Annotated in this window: 15 protein-coding genes; 8 read left to right on the top strand and 7 right to left on the bottom strand. The window is 60.9% G+C overall.

The window, feature by feature from the left end; all coding sequences use genetic code 11:
- Nucleotides 1–133: 133 nt before the first annotated feature.
- From ACYZTK_RS25860 to ACYZTK_RS25845, 4 genes are read left to right on the top strand one after another with little or no spacing between them, the layout of a single operon-like run.
- Complete coding sequence (locus tag ACYZTK_RS25860; protein ID WP_462012420.1) at nt 134–1,159, top strand: ABC transporter substrate-binding protein; 1,026 nt, start codon at nt 134–136, stop codon at nt 1,157–1,159.
- Nucleotides 1,156–2,088: an ABC transporter permease gene (locus tag ACYZTK_RS25855; protein WP_462014976.1), complete on the top strand. Its 933-nt coding sequence runs from the start codon at nt 1,156–1,158 to the stop codon at nt 2,086–2,088. Before ACYZTK_RS25860 ends, ACYZTK_RS25855 begins: the two co-directional genes overlap by 4 nt.
- Nucleotides 2,089–2,094: 6 nt before the next feature.
- Nucleotides 2,095–2,904, top strand: a complete 810-nt coding sequence (locus ACYZTK_RS25850; protein ID WP_462012419.1) for an ABC transporter permease — start codon at nt 2,095–2,097, stop codon at nt 2,902–2,904.
- A 16-nt stretch (nt 2,905–2,920) separates the two neighbouring features.
- Nucleotides 2,921–4,075: an ABC transporter ATP-binding protein gene (locus ACYZTK_RS25845; RefSeq protein WP_462012418.1), complete on the top strand. Its 1,155-nt coding sequence runs from the start codon at nt 2,921–2,923 to the stop codon at nt 4,073–4,075.
- 1,128 nt (nt 4,076–5,203) lie between these two features.
- Here ACYZTK_RS25845 and ACYZTK_RS25840 read toward each other — a convergent pair.
- Nucleotides 5,204–6,286 carry a diguanylate cyclase gene (locus ACYZTK_RS25840; RefSeq protein WP_462012417.1) on the bottom strand — a complete coding sequence of 361 codons (1,083 nt, stop codon included), beginning with the start codon at nt 6,284–6,286 and terminating at the stop codon, nt 5,204–5,206.
- Between the two features lie 181 nt (nt 6,287–6,467).
- Between ACYZTK_RS25840 and ACYZTK_RS25835 the strand changes: the two genes are divergently transcribed.
- The 3 genes from ACYZTK_RS25835 (at nt 6,468) to hglS (ending at nt 10,369) form a co-directional block, all read left to right on the top strand.
- Entirely contained in the window at nt 6,468–7,922 is a 1,455-nt protein-coding gene (locus ACYZTK_RS25835) for a flavin-containing monooxygenase (protein ID WP_462012416.1), read from the top strand.
- Nucleotides 7,923–7,947: 25 nt separating this feature from the next.
- On the top strand, nt 7,948–8,889 hold the full coding sequence (locus tag ACYZTK_RS25830) for an alpha/beta fold hydrolase (RefSeq protein ID WP_462012415.1): 942 nt from the start codon (nt 7,948–7,950) through the stop codon (nt 8,887–8,889).
- Between the two features lie 112 nt (nt 8,890–9,001).
- Nucleotides 9,002–10,369: a 2-oxoadipate dioxygenase/decarboxylase HglS gene (gene hglS / locus ACYZTK_RS25825; RefSeq protein ID WP_462012414.1), complete on the top strand. Its 1,368-nt coding sequence runs from the start codon at nt 9,002–9,004 to the stop codon at nt 10,367–10,369.
- 55 nt (nt 10,370–10,424) lie between these two features.
- On the opposite strand, the gene ACYZTK_RS25820 is transcribed toward hglS, so the two are convergent.
- The 6 genes from ACYZTK_RS25820 to ACYZTK_RS25795 all read right to left on the bottom strand — a co-directional run bounded on the left by ACYZTK_RS25820 (nt 10,425) and on the right by ACYZTK_RS25795 (nt 16,674).
- The gene (locus ACYZTK_RS25820; RefSeq protein ID WP_462012413.1) at nt 10,425–11,102 is read right to left on the bottom strand and encodes a type 1 glutamine amidotransferase domain-containing protein; all 678 of its coding nucleotides are present in this window, start codon (nt 11,100–11,102) and stop codon (nt 10,425–10,427) included.
- Between the two features lie 419 nt (nt 11,103–11,521).
- The gene (locus tag ACYZTK_RS25815) at nt 11,522–12,100 is read right to left on the bottom strand and encodes a hypothetical protein (protein WP_462012412.1); all 579 of its coding nucleotides are present in this window, start codon (nt 12,098–12,100) and stop codon (nt 11,522–11,524) included.
- A gap of 78 nt (nt 12,101–12,178) precedes the next feature.
- Nucleotides 12,179–12,346 (bottom strand): hypothetical protein, encoded by a 168-nt coding sequence (locus ACYZTK_RS25810; protein WP_462012411.1) that lies wholly within the window; start codon nt 12,344–12,346, stop codon nt 12,179–12,181.
- 132 nt (nt 12,347–12,478) lie between these two features.
- Nucleotides 12,479–13,543: a lipocalin-like domain-containing protein gene (locus ACYZTK_RS25805; RefSeq protein ID WP_462012410.1), complete on the bottom strand. Its 1,065-nt coding sequence runs from the start codon at nt 13,541–13,543 to the stop codon at nt 12,479–12,481.
- Complete coding sequence (locus ACYZTK_RS25800; protein WP_462014975.1) at nt 13,533–16,004, bottom strand: ABC transporter permease; 2,472 nt, start codon at nt 16,002–16,004, stop codon at nt 13,533–13,535. The genes ACYZTK_RS25805 and ACYZTK_RS25800 overlap by 11 nt, the downstream gene beginning before the upstream one ends.
- A gap of 1 nt (nt 16,005) precedes the next feature.
- A complete protein-coding gene (locus ACYZTK_RS25795) occupies nt 16,006–16,674 on the bottom strand; it encodes an ABC transporter ATP-binding protein (RefSeq protein ID WP_462012409.1) in 669 nt (222 codons plus the stop codon).
- A 226-nt stretch (nt 16,675–16,900) separates the two neighbouring features.
- Between ACYZTK_RS25795 and ACYZTK_RS25790 the strand changes: the two genes are divergently transcribed.
- Entirely contained in the window at nt 16,901–18,841 is a 1,941-nt protein-coding gene (locus ACYZTK_RS25790) for an acyltransferase family protein (RefSeq protein ID WP_462012408.1), read from the top strand.
- Nucleotides 18,842–18,963: the final 122 nt, after the last annotated feature.

The raw sequence follows: 18,963 nt of genomic DNA, 5'->3' as shown, positions 1-18,963 counted from the left end.
TTGCACAAAGTTTGGAATACCATAATATGATATTCCATAGACCGGACTACCTCACAGGTTCGACCGATCTACTGCTCCCGATAGGCGGGCACTGCAAAGCCCCGCTCATAAACACAACAATGAGGGCGTGAAAATGGTGTTGAACAAACGTGCAACCGCAATTCTTCTTGCGGGACTGCTGAGCGTCACCAGCCAGGCGTCGATGGCTGCCGAAAGCGTCAACTTCGTCAGCTGGGGCGGTAGCACCCAGGATGCGCAGAAGCAGGCCTGGGCCGACCCGTTCAGCAAGGCCAGCGGCATCACCGTGGTCCAGGACGGCCCTACCGACTACGGCAAACTCAAGGCCATGGTCGAAAGCGGCAATGTGCAATGGGACGTAGTCGATGTCGAAGCCGACTTCGCCCTGCGTGCCGCCGCCGAAGGCTTGCTCGAACCCCTCGATTTCAACGTCATCCAGCGCGACAAGATCGACCCGCGGTTCGTCTCCGATCACGGCGTCGGCTCGTTCTTCTTCTCCTTCGTGCTCGGCTACAACGAAGGCAAACTGGGCGCCAGCAAACCCCAGGACTGGTCCGCACTGTTCGACACCAAGACTTACCCCGGCAAACGCGCCCTGTACAAATGGCCAAGCCCGGGCGTACTGGAACTGGCACTGCTGGCCGATGGCGTAGCCGCCGACAAGCTCTACCCACTGGACCTGGACCGCGCCTTCAAGAAACTCGACACCATCAAGAAAGACATCGTCTGGTGGGGCGGCGGCGCGCAGTCGCAGCAGCTGCTGGCGTCCGGTGAAGCGAGCATGGGGCAGTTCTGGAACGGCCGGATCCATGCTTTGCAGGAAGATGGCGCCCCCGTGGGCGTGAGCTGGAAACAGAACCTGGTCATGGCCGACATCCTGGTCATTCCCAAGGGCTCGAAGAACAAGGACGCGGCCATGAAATTCCTGGCCAACGCCAGCAGTGCCAAAGGCCAGGCGGACTTTTCCAACCTGACCGCCTATGCACCGGTCAACGTCGACAGCGTGGCGCGCCTGGATTCGGCGCTGGCACCTAACCTGCCGACTGCTTACGCCAAGGATCAGATCACTCTCGACTTCGCGTACTGGGCCAAGAACGGTCCGGCCATCGCGACACGGTGGAACGAATGGCTGGTCAAATGAAAATGGCGGCCAGTGCATCCCGCCAAACTGCGCCAGTCGGCAGCGCCATGAGCGCTGCCGACAAGGCTGCCGCAATGACTCAAACCCCGACGCTGGCACAGCGTTGGCGCGGCGCCGGTAACCTGCTCCCTGCCCTGCTGTTCCTCGGCCTGTTTTTCCTCGCTCCGCTGATCGGCCTGTTGCTGCGCGGGGTGCTGGAACCGACGCCGGGCCTGGGCAATTACGAGCAACTGTTTGCCAACTCGGCGTATGCCCGGGTGTTGCTCAACACCTTCTCGGTGGCGGGCCTGGTGACGCTGTTCAGCCTGCTGCTGGGCTTTCCGCTGGCCTGGGCGATCACCCTGGTGCCCCGTGGCTGGGGCCGCTGGATTCTGAACATCGTGCTGCTGTCGATGTGGACCAGCCTCCTCGCCCGGACCTACTCCTGGCTGGTGCTGCTGCAAGCCTCGGGGGTGATCAACAAGGCGTTGATGGCGATGGGCATCATCGACCAGCCGCTGGAAATGGTGCACAACCTGACCGGCGTGGTGATCGGCATGAGCTACATCATGATCCCGTTCATCGTGCTGCCGTTGCAGGCGACCATGCAGGCCATCGACCCGATGATCCTGCAAGCCGGATCGATTTGCGGCGCCAGCCCCTGGACCAACTTCTTTCGGGTGTTCCTGCCGCTGTGCCGGCCAGGGCTGTTCTCCGGCGGGCTGATGGTGTTCGTCATGTCGCTCGGTTACTACGTCACCCCGGCACTGCTGGGCGGCGCGCAGAACATGATGCTGCCCGAGTTCATCATCCAGCAGGTGCAATCGTTCCTCAACTGGGGCCTGGCCAGCGCCGGCGCCGCATTGCTGATCGTCATCACGCTGGTGTTGTTCTACTTCTACCTGAAGCTCCAACCGGAATCCCCGGTTGGCGCCAGCAACGCGAGGTAAGCCGTCATGCTGCTGACTCCCAATGCGATGAGCCGACGCATGCGTTTCGGCCTGTACTTCACCACCGGGCTGATCGCGCTGTTCCTGTTGCTGCCGATCGTATTCATCGTGCTGCTGTCCTTCGGTTCCTCCCAGTGGCTGGTGTTCCCGCCACCGGGCTGGACGCTGAAATGGTATGGGCAGTTCTTCTCCAACCCCGACTGGATGAACGCGGCGCTGGCCAGCCTCAAGGTTGCAATGCTGACCACGTTCTTCGCCGTGGCCCTGGGTTTGCCGACCGCGTTTGCCCTGGTGCGCGGGCGTTTTCCCGGGCGGGAAATGCTCTACGGCCTGTTTACCCTGCCGATGATCGTGCCCCTGGTGATCATCGCGGTGGCGGTCTATGCGCTGTTCCTCAAGCTGGGCTACACCGGGACGATGTTCGCGTTTGTGGTCAGCCACGTGATCGTCGCGTTGCCGTTTACCATCATCTCGATCATCAACTCGCTGAAACTGTTCGACCAGTCGATCGAAGACGCGGCGGTGATCTGTGGCGCGTCACGTTTGCAGGCAGTGTTCAAGGTGACCTTTCCGGCGATCCGCCCGGGCATGGTGGCCGGTGCCCTGTTTGCGTTCCTGGTGTCCTGGGATGAGGTGGTGTTGAGCGTGATGATGGCCAGCCCGACCCTGCAAACCCTTCCCGTAAAAATGTGGACCACCCTGCGCCAGGACCTGACGCCCGTGATCGCCGTCGCCTCGACGCTGCTGATCGGCCTCTCGGTACTGGTCATGGTGATCGCCGCCGCCGTTCGCCGGCGCAATGAAATCAGCGCCTGAGCGCGAGGAGTACGACATGAGTGCCGTGATCAAAGATAGCGCCCAGCAGAACGACAAACCCCTGGTGAGCCTGCGGAACCTGAACAAGTACTACGGCGATTTTGCCGCCGTGGACGACATCTCGCTGGACATCAAGGATGGCGAATTCCTGACCTTCCTCGGCTCCAGCGGCTCGGGCAAAAGCACCACGTTGTCGATGCTCGCCGGCTTCGAAACGCCGAGCAGCGGCGAGATCCTGGTCGAGGGCCAGTCCTTGGTCAACGTGCCGCCACACAAGCGTGACATTGGCATGGTGTTCCAGCGCTACTCGCTGTTCCCGCACCTGTCGGTGCGCGACAACATCGCCTTTCCCCTGGCCATCCGCAAGCTGCCCAGCGCTGAACGCGAGCGCCGGGTGGATGCGATGCTCAAGCTGGTGCAGCTGGAGCAATTCGCTCATCGGCGCCCTTCGCAACTGTCCGGCGGCCAGCAGCAACGGGTGGCCATCGCCCGGGCGCTGGTATATGAACCACGCATTCTGCTGATGGATGAACCGTTAGGGGCACTGGACAAGAAGCTTCGCGAAGATTTGCAGGACGAGTTGCGCCAGCTGCATCGGCGCCTGGGTATCACCATCATTTACGTGACTCACGATCAGGAAGAGGCGATGCGCCTGTCCCAGCGTATTGCGATTTTCAGCCACGGCAAAATTGTCGGCCTGGGCAGTGGCTATGACCTTTATCAGAATCCGCCGAATGCGTTTGTGGCGTCGTTCCTGGGTAATTCGAATTTCCTCAAGCTCAAAGCCCAGGGCAATGCGGTAGGGACGTTCGAGGGCCAGGCGCTGTCGATTCGCCTGACTGCCGGGTTGCAGAATGATCAGTCTGTGCTGCTGATGGTGCGCCCGGAAAAAGCCCTGGCGTTGAGTGTCGACCAGGCGATCCGCGAGCCGTTGGCGGCGGGCTGGAATGAGGTGTCGGCCAAGGTGGTGGAGGTGCTGTTCCTGGGTGAGAGCCAGACTTGCAGTGTGGTGACGACTGGCGGGACTTCAATGACGGTCAAGGCACTGTCAGCTGCGGGGATGCCGCTCAAGGCCGGCGACCCGGTGCAGGTGCGCTGGGCGACTGCGGATGCGTGTGTTTATACCGAGTGGGCCGAGAGTGATTTGAACAAGGCGGCTGGGGCGCATTGAGGCTTTTTTGAGTTTGGTTGTGTGTGTTGTGGGAAATTCAGGTCACCCTCGGGGTCGCCGCAACGTCGGGTTGTGGTGGCCCTTTTTTTTGGCTCATCACAAATTACCCGTGGATAAACTGTAGGAGCTGCCGAGAGAAACGAGGCTGCGATCTTTTGATCTTGCTGTGTACATATCCATTCTTGCGGTCAAGGCTGCTAATGGTTTCGCCCTTACGGCGAGTCACTTTTGATGGAGCGCAAAAGTAACCCAAACGCTCTTGCCCCACCACTTGGCACCTCGCCTAGGCTCGGTGTGCCCTCACTCCGGCATTACTCCGCAGGCCGCCGCGATGGCCCATCCATGGGCCAGCGCGGCTAAACCGGCATCCTTGCCGGTTTACCCGCTACGCAATGCCTGCGTTCGGCCAGCGTGGTTTTATGGGGCGCCTGCAATCAAAAGCTTCGCCGTGGCGGCCTTCGGGCCGACCAAGGCATCAAGCCGGCGCGCTGCGCTTATTTGGTCGTGCACATCCTCCAAGCTTGATGCGCTCTCCTCTGTGGGAGCGGCGGTGCGACGATTCGACTTGCTCGCGAAGGGGCCGGGTCAGTCAACATCAATGTTGAATGCCAGTCCGCCTTCGCGAGCAAGCCCGCTCCCACAGTTCAGTGTCAGCTCATACACATCCAGTGAACGGCGAAAATCCAACTGTGGGAGTGAGCCTGCTCGCGATTGCGGCAGGTCAGTCAACGCGGATGTCGGCTGATAGATTGCTGTCGCGAGCAGGCTCACTCCTACAGGGGATAGCGTCGATTCGGAGGATGTGCACGATCAGAGCAGCGCAGCGCGCCGGCTTGATGCCTTGGTCGGCCCGGAGGCCGCCACGGCTCGGTTCTTGATCGCGGACGCCCCATTAACCACGCTGGCCGAACGCAGGCATTGCGTAGCGGGTAAACCGGCAAGAATGCCGGTTTACCCGCGGAGCAATGCCGGAGTGAGGGCACACCGAGCATTAGCGAGGTGCCGGGTGGGGCAGAAAGCGTTTGGTTACTTGGGGCCGGGGCGCGTAGCCATTTCAAAGTGACCCGCCGTAAGGGCGGAACCATTACAAGCCATCACCGAAATAACGGATATGTACACAAGGCAAGATCAAAAGATCGCAGCCTCGTTCCTCTCGTCAGTTCCTACAACTGGGTCATTGCTGCAGATCACCCGATTGCGCCCGGTAGTCTTGGCTTCATACAACGCCTGGTCCGCATCATTGAGCCACAACGTGGCATCGGTATACGCCGGGTCCAATGCTGCCAGGCCAATACTCAGGCTGACCCTCAACGCCGGATCCTGCTCATAACCCAAAGCCGCAAACCGATCCCGAAGCGCGTCCATGGCCGTCGCCGCACTGCTCAGCGGCAAGTCCGGGAGGATCACGCAGAACTCATCGCCGCCATAACGCCCGGCCAGATCCGTCGACCGCAGGTTTTGCCGCAGCATCTTGCTCAACTGGCGCAGCACAATATCGCCAGCCACATGGCCGTAGGTGTCATTAATGATCTTGAAGTGGTCAATGTCGATCAGCGCAATCGCCCCGCCTATACCCTGGCTGCGACACCGTTGAAACTCCACCTCCAGCTGATCTTTCCAGGCGCCATGATTGAGCAGGCCAGTGAGGCTGTCAGTGCGACTCAAGGCCAGCAACTCACGCTTGTGCTGGCCAAGCGTGTGGGCCTGGCGAAAACAGATCCATCCCAGCGCAAGGGGATAAAAACACAACAAGGGCAGACAGGCATACAACTGGAACTGGCTGGTCTCAGGCACAAAAGCCGGGGCAAAGATCAGCAGGCCGACGCCGATACCGAGGACTTGCGCGACAGTCCCCACGAGCAGGAAGCGCAGCCCGCCAATCGCCACGTTGTTCATGGCCATCATCGAAATGGTCGTTGCGCTGGGCAGTGGATTGAACTGCATGGCGGCCACCCAGAAGCCGCCGAGGAAGGCATCCACCAGCAGGTTACGGTGTTCAGCGTGATAAGGGACTTTGGCCCGGCGCGCCCATTGATAGGCCAAGTGTGGCCAGACCACGGCATTGATCAGCATCATCGCCCAGACCCAGGGCGGCGGATGGAGTGGGTACATCGCCGCACCCACGCACAACAGGCCAAGAGCCAGCCCCAGAGTCCGCGACGTGTACAGCCGGCGTGCCAGTGAAAGCCCTTTAACGCCCGATTTTTCCATGGAGGCCTCGCGCCACTGAACGGAACCTGCAGACACCGGGGTTGCGTGTGTGCTGGAGTTTATCAGGGTAACGTTAAATAGCCATCACCGGCTGGCAGTCTGAATACCTTGACATTGACAGCAAGCGTGAGCCGGATGTTTGGCTATACATGAAGCAAGCGCGCCATAAAAAAGGAAGTCCATGCAAACCTTTCAAGTGTTGATCATCGGCAGCGGTTTCGGCGGACAGTGCGCGGCGATCAATTTGCTCAAGGCCGGCATCGATGATTTCCGCCTGCTGGAACGGCGGGATTTTTTCGGCGGCACCTGGTGCCAGAATACATATCCCGGCGCTGCGGTGGACGTGCCCTCGCCGCTCTATTCATTATCATTCGCGCCGTTTCGCTGGACGCAGATGTTCGCCGGGCAAGCCGAACTGCAGCGTTATACCCAATATGTAGTGGAACATTTCGGCTTGCGCGACAAGGTCGAACTGCAAACCAGTGTCGAGCGCATTGAATGGGATGACGAGAACCAGCGCTGGGCGGTGCACACCGCCGGCAAAGGCACGTTCCATGCGCAGTTCCTGATCAATGCGACCGGCCCGCTGAGCCAGCCGGTGGTGCCCCGTTTCGAGGGCCAGGAACGCTTCAAGGGCAAGACATTTCACACCAACCATTGGGATCACACTTACGACTACCGCAATAAGCGCGTGGCCATCGTCGGCAGCGGCGCCAGTGCCGCCCAGGTGATTCCGGCAATCGCGCCGCAGGTCGAAAATCTCCACGTATTCCAGCGCACGCCGCACTGGGTGCTGCCACGGGCAGATCGTCAGTTCGGCCGGTTCCAGCGCTGGCTGCTGGGGCTCAAGCCGGCCTACAAACTGCTGCGCTGGATGATCTACTGGCAGTTCGAAACCCGGGTGATTGCTTTCAAGTACTCCCGGCCAGCGATTCACCTGGTCCAGCAACACGCGCTGCGTTTTCTCAAGCGTCAGGTGCCCGACCCTGAACTTCGGCGCAAACTGACTCCGGATTACACCATCGGCTGCAAACGGGTGATCGTCTCCAGCACCCTGTATCCGACGCTGGGACGCAGCAATGTGACGCTGCACAGCCGTGAACAGGCGATCGCCAGCATCGACGAAAGCGGCATCATCACCCGTGATGGCCAGCACATCGAACTCGACCTGATCGTCTGGTCCACCGGTTACGACGCCACCGACGGTGTGATTTCCTACCCGGTCTACGGCAAAAACGGCATCTGCCTGCAAGATGTCTGGGCTCAGTATCCCCGCGCCTACCTCGGCACCAGCCTGCCGGGGTTCCCCAATCTGTTCATCGTCACCGGCCCGAACACCGGCATTGGCCACACTTCGGCGCTGTTCATCATCGAATCGCAGATGAATTACATCCTCGACTGCATCGGCACGCTAAAAAAACAGGGCTTGCGCAGCATCGAGGTACGCCCCGAGGCGGAACGTACCTACACTGAAATGATCCACAGAGAAATGGAGCGCACAGTATGGAAGTCCGGTGGTTGTCACAGCTGGTACCACAGCAGGAGCGGACATGTGATCGCCATGTTCCCGGGCTTCAGTTTCAGTTATTACCGGCTGACCCGGGCGCTGAAGCCCGCCGACCACCTGCTGTCCTGATTCGATAGATAGAAGGAAGACGCTAATGCTGTTATTGGTTGTCGCTATCGCTGTTTTCGTGGCCTGGAGCTGGTTGAGCTACCCCGCTATCGGTTACCTGCTGTATGACTTGAGCACCGCAATCGAGGCCAAGCTGTACCGGCTGCACAAGATCGTCGTGCCGATCTCCGAGATGACCGTCTCGACCTGGCAAGGCGGGCCGTACGAAGCCAACAGCAGCGTACTGATGTTGCATGGCTACAGTGCCGACAAGAACCTGTGGCTGCGTTTCGCCCGGCATTTTGTCGGACACCATCGGGTGATCATCCCCGACATCGCCGGTCACGGTGAGACCGGCTTCAAGGCCGGCGGCGGCTACGACATTCCGTTACAGGCCAAGCGAATGATCCAGCTGCTCGATGTCTGCGGCGTGGAAAAAGTGCATGTGATCGGCAACTCCATGGGTGGCTACATCGCCGCCTGGCTTGCCGCGCATTACCCGGAACGCATCGCGTCGGTCGCGCTGATCGACCCGGCCGGCGTCACCGCGCCCGAGATCAGTGACCTGGAAAGGCAACTGGGCAAAGGCCACAACCCGTTCCTGATTAATTCGCGCGAAGAATTTCGCCAGTTCTATGCCATGACCATGGCCAATCCGCCCTGGGTGCCGGGGGTGATACTGGATGCGTTCGCCCAGCGTTATATGCAGTCCCGAGATGAGCTGGAGGAAATCTTCAGGGACTTTCGCGCCAGCCCGCCGATGGAGCCCAGACTTGCCGACATCAAGTGCCCGGCGCTGTTGGTGTGGGGGCGCAAGGACCGGCTAATTGACGTCAGCAGTGTCGCGGTGTGGAGCAAGGGCATTGCCGACCTGCGGGTGGAAATCGGCGAAGGCGTCGGGCATATGCCGATGGTCGAACGACCTGCGCATACGGCATATTTGTATAGAGAATTTCTGGAATCCCAGCGTTCGCATCTGCCGGTGTGAACACTGTTTGCAGTCCCTGGCAGAATGAAGTTCGTAAGATTCTTCGTTTGTCGGGGGCGCTGAAGGCTGCGATCTTTCGTCTATCCTTCTCTTCCCGCGCCAGGAACCTTGCATGAGCCAGCCGAACTTCGTCAGCCCCGACCTGATCCGCCAACGCTTTTCCCGGGCGATGTCCGACATGTACCGCGAAGAGGTCCCGCTGTACGGCGCGTTGATGGAGCTGGTGGAGCACACCAATCGCCACGTGCTGCAAAGCGATCCGCAAGTAGCGCAGCAGCTGGAAAGCACCGGTGAAATCCAGCGCCTGGACCTGGAGCGCCACGGCGCAATCCGCGTCGGTACGGCCCATGAACTGGCCACCCTCGCCCGCCTGTTCGCGGTCATGGGCATGCAGCCGGTCGGCTACTACGACCTGACGCCGGCGGGTGTGCCGGTGCACTCCACCGCGTTTCGCGCGGTGCACGAAGAGGCGTTGCAGGTCAGCCCATTTCGCGTGTTCACTTCGCTGTTGCGCCTGGAGCTGATCGAAGACCTGGAGCTACGCACCTTCGCCCAGGCGGTGCTGGATAAACGCGAGATCTTCACAGCTGCGGCGTTGCGCCTGATCGAGCGCGCCGAAAGCGAAGGCGGCCTCAGCGAAACCGAAGCGCAGGAGTTCGTCGAACAGGCGCTGGAAACTTTCCGCTGGCACCACAGCGCCACCGTCACCGCCGAGCAGTACCGCAAGCTCAGCGCCCAGCATCGCCTGATCGCCGATGTGGTGGCGTTCAAGGGACCGCACATCAACCATTTGACTCCGCGCACCCTCGACATTGACCGGGTGCAGGCGCAGATGCCTGCTCACGGCATCACGCCCAAGGCCGTGATCGAGGGCCCGCCGCGTCGGCAGTGGCCGATCCTGCTGCGCCAGACCAGTTTCAAGGCGCTGGACGAGCCGATTGCCTTCACCGATCAGCTCGACAGCCGCGGCAGCCACAGCGCCCGTTTCGGCGAGATCGAACAACGGGGCGCCGCACTGACGCCCAAGGGGCGCGCGCTGTATGACCGCCTGCTTAATGCGGCGCGGGACGAACTGGGGGAATTTCCCAATGAGGGCAACGCTGAACGCTACGACGCGCTGATGCTGCAACACTTTGCCGAGTTCCCGGACACTCTGGAGGAAATGCGCCAACAGGAGCTGGCGTACTTTCGCTACTTCGTCACGGATCAAGGTCGGGCTGCGGGCGGGCTGAATTCCCTGAAATTTGAGGATTTACTCGGCGCCGGTTTGCTGAAGGTGGAGCCACTGGTCTACGAGGATTTTCTGCCGGTCAGCGCGGCGGGGATTTTCCAGTCGAACCTGGGGGATGCGGCGCAGAGTCATTATGGCGAGCATTCGAATCGCCAGGCGTTTGAGCAAGCCCTGGGGCGTTCGACCATTGATGAACTGGCGCTGTACGCCGAGACACAGCGGCGCTCGATCGAGCAGTGTTTCGCCTGACACAGGATCATGCAAAGGTGCAGCTGCCGGACCCGCTCGGCAGCTGCAACAAGTATTAGCGCAGCTTGGCCAACAATGCCTCAGCCACCGCCTCGGACGACGCCGGGTTTTGCCCCGTCAACAGCAACCCATCGGTCACCACGTAACTGGCCCAATCATCGCCCTTGGAGTAAATCCCGCCAGCGGCCTTGAGCACGTCCTCCACCAGAAACGGCACAACATTGGTCAGTTGCACCGCCTCTTCCTCAGAGTTGGTAAAACCCGTCACCCGCTTGCCCTTGACCAACGGCTGGCCGTCCGCACCCTTGACGTGACGCAACACACCCGGCGCATGGCAAACCGCCGCGACCGGCTTGCCGGCCTGATAAAATGCTTCGATCAGCGCGATCGAAACCGGGTCTTCGGCCAGGTCCCACAGCGGGCCATGTCCGCCAGGGTAAAAGACCGCATCGTAGTCTTCGGCCCTGGCGCTGCTCAGCAACGCGGTGGAAGCCAACGCAGACCGGGCGGCGGGATCCTTGCGAAAGCGCTCGGTGGCAGCAGTTTGTGCATCCGGCTCGTCGCTCTTGGGGTCCAGGGGTGGTTGTCCACCTTTAGGCGAGACCAGCGTCAGCTGGGCACCGGCGTCCTTGAAGGCATAATACGGTGCGGCAAATTCTTCCAGCCAGAAGCCGGTTTTCTTGCCGGTATCACCCAGCTGATCGTGGGACGTCAGAACCATCAGAATTTTCATGTGTAGTCGCTCCAGGTCGGTGTGCCTGTTTCATTGACAACCTGCCGTGCCGGTTCGTTTCAGTGCAACGCGGGCCATTTTCGAACCTGGACACCAGCGATCCGATAACAAGAGATGGCATTCGCAATTTAAACGCGAAAAAAAAGAGCCATCAAATGATCGCTCTTTTATAAACGCTTTTCAGTGCCTGACGAACAGGGTTCGCCCAGTGCAGTGGCCTCGGCAATCCATGCACTGGTAAAGAGCCGTGACACTGGGCGAACGGTGGCTATTTTAATATAGGTTTCCGGATAAGTCCCCGAACTGGAGATGAAATTTATCGACACGATGTTTAACAAAATGTCACTTTAAATATCATGCAAACAAATTTCCAAACTCACTGGTTAGACCATCCGAACTGATTGCATTGATCCGCAGACTCAACGCTGGCTGGTCACTTTCAAGATATCGGTGTAAGTCACGACCACACTTTGACCGACTTTCAGATCCTTGAGTTTTGCCTGCACTTGCGGTTTTACAACGTCAATAGTCTTGGACAGGCCGGCCGGGTTTTCAAAGGTAACCTGGTTTTTCTTCACATCGATGCCGGTAATTTTCAGTTGCACCTGCACCTGACGGTAAGCTTCCCCACCCGGATTGGGGTTATTTTCGGTGGCACGGATTTCACCGGTGCGCTCGGTGGTACCTGGCAGGCCCTTATCGACATCGGTGTCGAAATAGGCGGCCACTGAGTGCAGCACTTCAACTTTAACCTGGTCGCCGGGCTTCAAATTGCCCAGGTCCTTGGCCTTGTCGGTCAATTGCACATGTACCTGACGACCTTCGGGGCCTTTGAGCACCACCTGATGGTTCGCAGCGTCTACCGACACAACTTCAGTGACCACTTCATCGGTAATCACATCGGCCGACAACGGAATATCCGCAGCCATCGCATTGAGGCTGGCAGCGGACAACAAAGTGGCAAGGGTGATGGCCTGGGCCAGTGCGTGAAGTTTCATAAGTCTTACATTCCCTGTTGATTAAAGGCAGCAAACGGCGCGTTTAGCGCCGCTTGTGCCCATTAGCATATACGCTGATCAGGGAGTGTTGGCAGTTTCTTGCGCGGTGGATTCACCACTCTCGGTGCCCTTGCGATTCTCCTTGCGGCGATTCGGGTCGGTGGGCCGCAGGGCATCATTGTCGCGCTCGACTTCTCCCGGGGGCCGGGGCTCATCGGGGTGTTCCGTTTCGGTGACTGGTTTCATTGCTGGCCTCCTCAGGCTTCAGGATTTTCAACTTCCTCGGCCACGTTCACTGCGGGGACCTTGTGCGCGTGCTGGCAGGGGTTCATACGGTAGAGGCCTGCGCGCTGGCTGGAGTTCCAAGCCTTTACCGGGCTAGTACCCGGTCATCTCCAGATAGCCCTCACCACCGTGGCTGCCGCTCAGGCGCACCGGGCCTTCCCAGTACGGGATGCGCAAATCCATCCAGGCATTCGGATTGAGCGCACTCAGGCGGATGTCGAGTTGTTTGCCGGGAATCCTGACCGACCAACTGACCGGCATCGTACGTCCGGCAACCTTGGCCGTGCCCTCGGGAGTGAGGCTGAAGTCGCTGGCGTGCAAGGCCTGGGTGCGCCCCTGGGCATCAATCCAGGTACCGGTGAGGTAAGGTTCGCCGTCTTTTTGCCGCATGCGATACAGCATCACCTGTTCACCACTGTCCAGGTGCAGGGAAAACCAGTCCCAACCGGTCTGGTTGGCAGTCAGCGGCTGACTGCTCCATTCGCGATCCAGCCACGCCGGGCCGCTGACCTGATAGCGGCCGCCATCGATTTCCAGCTCACCGCTGGCCTGGAAAAACGGCTGGCTGTAGTAATAGGAGGCCTGACCCTGTTCGGATTTCTGGCTGAAACCCTGGTCGCCCTGCAATACCAACGGCCGCGTCGACGTCAGCCGCAAGTTGTAGCTGAAATCCTTGTCGCGCGCGCTGAGCTGCAGGTCGGCCAAGCCATCGCCGCCCTCGCTGCTGAAATGCCAATCATCGATCCAGGCATTGAACGGCGCCAACCTGACGCCCGCCTGCTCCACCCCACCCCGGGCATAACGCTCGGCGGCGTGGTGTGCGGTGGCCGAGGTGACGGCCGCATGTCCCAGCCAGATCACCTGGTTAGCCCAGCCCGCGGCAGTCGGCCCGGCCTTTAATGCGCTGCGGAACAAGGTCCATTGCACTCCGAACTCGCGCCCCTGAGCGTCCTTGAGGTTGGCGGTGACGTACCACCATTCGATGCGATAACCGTCGTGGGGCCCGTGATCCGCCGGAAAGCTGAATATCCGGCCTGGGACGACGGGGGTAAAGGAAGAGGCACCGCTGCCGAGGCCGGCGAAGCCTTTCTCGACAGTCGCTGGCTGATCGCAGCCGCTGAGCAGGATGAGCAGCAGCAACGCGAGCTTAATCCTCATGGGCAAATGTCCTCAGCAGGTCCGCCGGTTGCGTGCGATACAACGAGTACAGCGGCCACGCCGACGCCAGCAGCGTCGCGAACAAGGCCAGTCCCATCAGCTGCAGCAACTGCCACGGGAACACCCGTAGCGGCAGGCGCCAGCCAAATGCCTGGACGTTGATCACCGTGTCCAGGCACCAGGCCAGGGCGATGCCCAGCGGCAGTGCCAATACCAGGGTCAGTACAGCCAGCAACCAGGTCTGGCCCAGGTTGAGCAGCATCAATTGGCGCCGCGTCACGCCCAGCGCCCACAGCGGCGCAAGTTGTCCCAGGCGACTCTGGCTCTGGGTCAGCAGGCTGATGAACAAGGCGACCCCGGCGACCGCCAGGGTCAGGCTGTTCAGCGCAGCAGTGGCGGCGAAAGTGCGTTCGAACACCTGGGAGGACCAGTCCTTGAGCCGCGCCTGATCGACGATTCGACTGTCATCCAGGGCAAAGCGTGCCTGTAGCGTGGTGAGGAAAGCCGGAATCGCCGCCGGATCGATGCGCAGGTTAAATCGGTTGGGCGTCAGCTGCGGCCAATGGCGCAGCAGATGCTTGCTGTTGACCAGCACGTGGCCCTTGGGATTGCCGTAGTCGGCGTAAATCCCGACGATCTCGGGCGACCACGACCCACCAGCGGTCGCCATTACCAGCCGATCGCCCAAATGCACCTTCAACCGGCGGGCGAGCTGTTCGCTCAACATCACCGTATCGTCGCTGGCCAGGCGCTTCCAGGGTTCATCGCCCTGGGCCTCCAGCAGCGGCCAATGCTGGCGATAAGTGGGGTGATCGACTACGCCAAAGACCTCTGTCGGCCAACCCTGCAACTGGATCGACACCTGCCAGTTGGGCAACACCGCTGCGACCTGCGGCTGCTGTGCAAGCCAGGCGTAAAGTTCTGCAGACTGAGCCGTGCTCTGTGGATTGAGGTAAAGCTCGGCACTCAGGCGCTGTTCCAGCCAGTTGTTGAACGTCTCGCGAAAACCGCCGGTCATGCTGCCAGCGCCGATGTTCGCCGCCAGCGCCAACAGCAGCGCCATCAACGCCAGGCTCAGGGCCGGCAACTGCTGACGGCAGTCGGCCACAAACCACTGGCCGAGCACCGAGCGACTGCGCTGCAGCAGCGCATTCAATACCAGATTAAGCACCACCGGCAGGGCCAGCGCGGCGCCGAGTAACAGCGCGGCCAGCAACACAAAACCGCTGGCCAGGCTGTCACCCAAGGTCAGCGCCAGCAACGCAATCAACCCCGCCAACGCCGCCACCCAGGCCTGGCGCCGCAACCAGCGCGCGTGGGCCTGATGCCAGGCCTGCGGATCGGCCAGTGCCAGCAACGGCAAACGCGCCGCTCGCAATAGACTGTTGGCACCGGCCAGCAATGCACCGAGCAAGCTCAAGCCAATACCGCCCAACCACCACCCGGGGCTGAGGTGCAATTGCCCGGCGACTTCGGCGCCATACAAGCCGCGCAGGCTGGCGGCGACATCCGGCAGCAGCACACTGGCCAGGAGGTAGCCGCTGGCGACCCCGGCCACTCCACCGACCAGTGCCAGGGCGCCGAGCTCGACAATCAGACTGCCGATCAACATCCGCGCGCTGACGCCGCAGGCGCGCAGGGTGCGCAACAGGCCACGCCGCTGCTCCAGCGCCAGGCCGATCGCTGCATGGACGATGAACAGGCCGACCACGAACGACAGGAAGCCGAGGGCATCGAGGTTCAGGTGAAAGCTCTCGGTCAGGCGCCTCAGGTTATTTTCTTCACCACTGCGCGTCAGCTGCAGGACTGCGCTGAACGGCTGCGACAACGGCGCGGTGAAATCCTTGGGCAACAGCAGGCGCGACACCTGACCGGGCTGTTGCAGAATCTGCTGGGCAAAGCCGATGTCCACCAGTAATACCCCAGGCGCCATGTCTGCCTGGGCCTGCAGCGGCGGCAATGCCTGGCCGCTGGCACTGATCGGCCGCTCGCCCTCGCGCAGGCCCATGGCCTCCAGCGTCTGCGGTGCCACCCAGGTGCTGCCCGGCGGGGAGAAAAATTCGACGATCTGCTCCATCGCCAAAGCGCGCCCGGCCACCGCCGAACCTGCCGGCAGCGACACCGGGTCGATGCCCATCAACTGCAATCGCTGCTGTTCATGACCTTTGAGCGTCAGCCGCCCCTGCAGCACCGGGGAGACCGGCCAACCGGCCCGCCGCAGGTCCACGAATAGTTGCTGGGAAAACGTTCCGCCGCCCGGTGCGCTCAGACTGGCTTGCGGTTCACCGCCGATCAGTTGGCTGGCTCGGGCATAACTGTCCCGCGCCTGGCTGTTCAACGCCTGCACGCCGGTGAGCAGGCTGGTAGCGAGCCATAGTCCGGTCAACACACTGAAAAATTGCACCGGATGCTGCCGCCAATGGCTGAGCAGCGCCCGCAGCGTCTGGCGAAAGACCCGCACCTCAGCGCGCGTCCGCGCCAGCCAGGCGGCCACGCTGCAGCAGCACTTTTTCCGCCAGACGCGCCGCCACCCGCGGGCTGTGGGTGACCATCAACAAAGTCGTCGGGCTGTCGTCGAGCAGCTCCAGCAGCAGCTTCAATACCTCATCGCTGGTGGCCTCATCGAGACTGCCCGTGGGTTCATCGGCGAGCAGCAATTTGGGCCGCGACGCCAGCGCACGCCCCAGGGCCACACGCTGCTGCTGTCCACCCGAGAGTTGTTCCGGATAACGGCGCAGCAAATCCGCCAACCCCAGGCGCTGCACCAGGTGCGCCTGCCAACGCGGGTCATGGCGCCCGGCCAGGCGCGCCTGAAACGCCAGGTTATCCTCCACGCGCAAGCTGCCGATCAGGTTGAACTGCTGGAACACCAGGCCGATTTCGCTGCGGCGCCAGTTGGCCAGCTGCCGCTCGTTCATCTGGTCCAGCCGATGTGGACCGCTGGTGATGCTGCCGCGATCGACCTTGTCGAGCCCGGCAATCAGGTGCAGCAAGGTGCTTTTACCGCTGCCGGACTCGCCCATCAACGCCAGGCTGCTGCCCGGTTTCAACTGCAGGTCGACACCCTGCAACACCGGCAAGGGCCCTTGCGGCGTGGCGTAGCTTTTGTACACACCGTGGACTTCAAGCATGGGTCGACCCGTTCGATGAGCGTCGGCCAAGGATAGCGGCCTTGCGCGGCTTTTGTCCGATAAGGATTGTTCTGCCCCCCGGGCATCTGCTGCGACTGATGGCCATTTGCGTACGGCCAATTCCAAGCTACAAATGACATGTGGGGTTAACTGTCCAAAATCTTGACAGTGGTTGTCATGGGTCGGACGTCGTGGTTTGGCGAAAGCTTTAGGGATGGTCAGGCGCATGGCTCAAGGCAAGTACCGCTCGGATATAGATGGTCTGCGAGCTGTTGCGGTGATCGCGGTGTTGTTGCACCACCTGAATACCAGCCTGCTGCCGGGCGGGTTTGTGGGAGTCGACATTTTCTTTGTGATCTCGGGCTTCCTGATCACTTCCCAGGTGTATTCCGAGGTCAAGCGCAACGCGTTTTCGCTGAAGGGCTTTTATCAGCGACGAATCAATCGCATCGTCCCGGCGTTGGCCACGGTGCTGCTGGCGACGGTGGTCGTCGGCGCCTTTATCCTGTCGCCGGTCGACCTGATCCGCCTCAACGTCAGCGCCCTGCTCTCCCTGCTGGGTGTTTCCAACATCTATATATGGGTTAAGTACGGCAACTACTTTGCCGCCGATGCCAGCGAAGCGCCGCTGCTGCACACCTGGTCACTGGGTATCGAAGAGCAGTTCTACGTGATCTGGCCGCTATTCATTGTGCTGCTCTACCGTCTGGCGCCGCGCTACGTTTTGCCGGTGCTGGCGGTTGGCGTGGTAGTGGCGGTGGCTGTTTCCGAGTACGCCACCGGCGTGTTTGCCACGGCGGCCTATTACCTGCTGCCGACGCGCTTTTTCGAACTGATGCTGGGCGGGCTCCTGGGCATTTACCTGCAGCAACCGCGGGTCATTGGCAAGCTGGCAGCCCATGGCCTGGCGCTGGTGGGCTACCTGCTGATCGGTTTTTCGCTGTTCGTCTTGAACTCAGGCTCGAGCTTCCCCGGGCTGAACGCGCTGATTCCGTGTTTGGGGGCGGCGCTGTTGATCCTGGCGGGCAGCGGCGACAGGCACTCGCGCCTGCTCACCAGCCGGCCGATGGTGTTTGTCGGGCTGATTTCCTATTCGCTGTATCTGTGGCACTGGCCGCTGATCGCTTACCTCAATTACCTGGAGATCCCCATCGACCTGCCGGTCGGGGCGCTGCTGATCGCGGCTGCGATCGGGCTGTCGTGGTTGACCTGGCGTTTCGTCGAGGTGCCGTTCCGGCGAGGGGGTGCGAGCTGGCATTTTTCCCGGGTGTTCACTCGCCGATTTGTCCTGCCGGCCGTTGCGCTGGCATTGATCGCGGGCCTGAGCGTGCAGTTCAATGGCTTTCCGCAACGTTTCGACCCAGGGATTGCGGCACTGGAAGCGATGACCCTGAGCAAGCCGAGCGAGATTCGTCACGGCTGTCATGTCACCAATGCGCTGTATGCCACCGAGCCCAATGACAAATGCCGCCTGGGCGCGGAAAAAGAGGGGCTGGACGGCATTCTGATTGGTGACTCGTTCGCCAACCATTTCACCGGAATGGTCGATCTGCTGGCCAAGCCGGACAACCTGTCGATCATGGATTACACCATGGACTCGTGCCCGCCGATTTTAGGTTATGCCGCCGACATGTCCCCGGTGTACGCCGCCCATTGCGCCAAACGCAACGAGAGGGTGTTCAGCCTGATCGAGCAGAACAAATACCCCTATGTGGTATTGGCGGCGATCTGGCCCAAGGAGGCAGCCGCCAAGGATGTCGTCGAGGCGAGCATCCGGCGGGTGGTGGAGAACAGCGGTCAGGTGATTGTGATCCTGAGTAACCAGCACATCGAGAAAGCCGCCAGCTGCCCGATCCACCGCTTGATGTTCGACACTCACCGCAATTGCTCGGTCCCCCAGAGCCCCTTGCCACTGTATTGGGCAGATGTTCGGGCAAAGTTCCCGCAGGTGCGCTTTATCGACCCCAATCAGGTGATTTGCCCGGAGGGGATTTGCAGTCCGATCATTCAGGGCCAGCTGCTGTATCTGGACGATTCGCACCTGGATGAAGGTGGCTCGCGGTTTATTGGCCGCACGTTGCTGGAGCGCGGGTTCTCGTTGTTGCATGACCCGGTGGAGACTACCCGTACGGCGCAGGTCAGGGGTGCGCCTGCGGTGGTGAATTGAAGCCGCTTGCGCGCTCCCACAGAATGTCATTCGCGATTTATGTCGCCAGACACACCCAATCGCCAGCAAGCCGGCTCCTATATGCACATGAGATTGATGTCCAACATCAAAATCATTGAGAT

The organism is Pseudomonas sp. LB3P31 (genome assembly GCF_054897945.1).
This window is presented reverse-complemented; position numbering and strand designations above follow the sequence as displayed.